At 39.8% G+C, this 2,357-nt stretch carries 6 protein-coding genes; 4 read left to right on the forward strand and 2 right to left on the reverse strand.

What is annotated here, in order from left to right; genetic code table 11:
* Nucleotides 1-204, reverse strand: a 204-nt coding sequence (locus ACFILT_RS02630; protein WP_375679525.1) for a type II toxin-antitoxin system RelE/ParE family toxin, incomplete at its 3' end; no start/stop codon positions are given.
* Between the two features lie 181 nt (nt 205-385).
* On the opposite strand from ACFILT_RS02630, the gene ACFILT_RS02635 reads away from it, so the two are divergent.
* The 4 genes from ACFILT_RS02635 to ACFILT_RS02650 are packed head-to-tail and all read left to right on the forward strand — an operon-like array spanning nt 386 to nt 1,613.
* A complete protein-coding gene (locus tag ACFILT_RS02635) occupies nt 386-1,048 on the forward strand; it encodes a lysozyme (RefSeq protein ID WP_375679526.1) in 663 nt (220 codons plus the stop codon).
* Nucleotides 1,045-1,272, forward strand: a complete 228-nt coding sequence (locus ACFILT_RS02640; RefSeq protein ID WP_375679527.1) for a hypothetical protein — start codon at nt 1,045-1,047, stop codon at nt 1,270-1,272. Before ACFILT_RS02635 ends, ACFILT_RS02640 begins: the two co-directional genes overlap by 4 nt.
* Nucleotides 1,205-1,408 (forward strand): hypothetical protein, encoded by a 204-nt coding sequence (locus tag ACFILT_RS02645; protein WP_375679528.1) that lies wholly within the window; start codon nt 1,205-1,207, stop codon nt 1,406-1,408. The genes ACFILT_RS02640 and ACFILT_RS02645 overlap by 68 nt, the downstream gene beginning before the upstream one ends.
* A complete protein-coding gene (locus ACFILT_RS02650) occupies nt 1,401-1,613 on the forward strand; it encodes a hypothetical protein (protein ID WP_375607123.1) in 213 nt (70 codons plus the stop codon). Before ACFILT_RS02645 ends, ACFILT_RS02650 begins: the two co-directional genes overlap by 8 nt.
* Nucleotides 1,614-1,788: 175 nt before the next feature.
* Here the strand turns inward: ACFILT_RS02650 and ACFILT_RS02655 are convergent.
* A partial coding sequence (locus ACFILT_RS02655) for a tyrosine-type recombinase/integrase (protein ID WP_375679529.1) occupies nt 1,789-2,357 on the reverse strand: 569 nt, incomplete at its 5' end.

Below are 2,357 nucleotides of genomic sequence, written 5' to 3' on the forward strand. Positions count from 1 at the left end.
ATAAACTCGGTAGCCAGGACCAACATTAATACGCAATTCATGAACACCCTCACGAAGCGGCTTGAAATCGCCAAAGTTTCCCTGCTCTAAACGATTAAGGCGGCGAATAATTGCAGTTTTAGCCTGCATATCACGGAGCTTTCGCAGCCAATCAGCTATCAAGTCTTTGCCATCAGAAGTAAGGTAGTGACGTATTTCAAACATGATGTATATTCGTTTATAAACGAATATTTGTCAAGAAAGAAATTAAAAGTTGAGAAAAAATCTTCTTTTATTCCAATGAACAAGCTACATAGGTTTTAACAAGCCATCCTTTCAAATAGGAAAAATATCAATTTTTTAATCCAGCTCTGCTTTTTGCGGAGCTTTTTTTATGGAGAAGCATATGCGAAAAATATCATCAGAAGGACTTGCACTTATCAAACAATGGGAAGGTTTGCGTTTAAACGCCTATAAAGATGCCATTGGGGTGTGGACAATAGGTTATGGACATACAAACAGTGCTGGAAAACCTTTTGTTCATAAAGGTATGGCAATCACCGAAAAACAAGCAGAAGAACTTCTTTGCCAAGACTTAAGACAATTTGAAAATGCCGTTGAACAAGCCGTTCAAGTTGCCTTAACCGATGAACAATTCGCGGCTTTAGTCTCCTTTTGCTATAATGTAGGAACAACAGCCTTTTGTAACTCGACACTGTTAAAAAAGCTCAATCAAGGTGAATATGAAGCTGTCCCTGCAGAGCTACAGAAATGGACCAAAGCAGGCGGGAAGCGTCTTGAAGGTCTCGCACACCGGCGTGCAGCAGAAGCAGGCTTATGGGCGAAAGGTGCTTTTGTTTCCTCTAACTACCAAACCGTAGAAACGCAAGCACCAACAGGGCTTTTCAAAGCCGAAGCCCTTGCACCAGTCATTGGCTCTTTTTCTGGGCTTGGTGGCTTATTAGCCGGCAATGGTCCAGTGCAATGGGCGCTCGCCACTATCATGGTTTTAGCTGCATGTGCTGGCATTTTCTTTGTTGCTAAACGTTTTCAGGAACACCGCCTATGATCTTATGGATGAAAAGAAATCTGCTGTTAACAGGCGCGGCTCTAGCCGCTTTTTTTATGGCTTTGGCAAAAGCTTTTACCCTCGGAAAAAAGGCAGAACGGCAAAAGCAAACAGAAAAAACCTTAAAGGCAGCAACAACACGGCTGGAGGTGGAAAATGAAGTTAATCAGAAAAGTGATGCTGATGTGCGTGCTGCTCTCTCTCGTTGGTTGCGGGACAAATAAGTATGTCTCTTGTGTTGGTTGGTTGCCAATTTATTTAGAGAGGCAAGATGTCAACGTCATCAGTTCCAATTTAGCAAGAGAAATCTTAAAGCATAACAAGCAGGGTGAACGTGTGTGTGGGTGGAAACATGGCTAGAAAAAGAACACAAGACGATATAGAACTTACAGAAGGAGAAAAAGAAATACTTCAAGAAATTATCATGACCTACAAAAGTATAAAAGTGATGTCACGTTATACGAAATGGATTGTACTCATTATACTCTTATTAGCACTTGATTTTTCACGTATTATGGACGCATTGGTAAGTATTTTTACACAAAAACCAAATATCCGACTCTAAACATACTCTGAGACGCGCGAAATTCTTTAGAAAATGGTTTCTTAATTTTACTCGTCTCATGGAGACTATCAATAATAGCTTTACACATTTAAAACTGTTATTTTCACAGAATTGGACATATCAAATTTCTCGTCAAAATAACTAAAAAAACACTGCAGAGGTAATTGTAAAAATTCTATCCTGTTATAAATGAAGCCCACTGTTCCAAGAGAACATGTCGCTGTTCTAAAAAATCCGTTCGCATATAAGCTTTTGTCACTGAACTCCCAACTGAATGGGCAAGAACAGTTTCGGCAATCTCAAATGGTGTTGACGTTGTCTCTGCTATCCAATCCCGTAAGCTTGAACGAAAACCATGGGGACGATAAGTCAAACTACAAACTGTCATATACTTTGCCATGGTGGCATCAGAAATGGGGTTGCCTGTAAGACCAGAAAAGAGAAAACCATTTTTTTCAAAGGGAAGAGACTTTTCAATCACTTTTAAAGCTTCATTACTCAATGGTACTCGAAAATCTGAAACCTTTCCTACAATGCCCTTCATATTTTCTTTTGGTATTGTCCATATATTTTTATCAATTTGTTCAAGGCGCAAATAGCGCAATGGATATGACCGTGCTCCCGTCAAAATCAATAACTTCAGTGCTAAATTTGAAAGGATACTATCATCCAAGCTTTGATAAAATGCCGGAACCTCTTGCCATGGCATAGCAGGAATATTTGTTGATGTCGCACGTGGTTTTC

The organism is Bartonella sp. AP7XZML (assembly GCF_042195745.1).
Lineage (GTDB): Bacteria > Pseudomonadota > Alphaproteobacteria > Rhizobiales > Rhizobiaceae > Bartonella.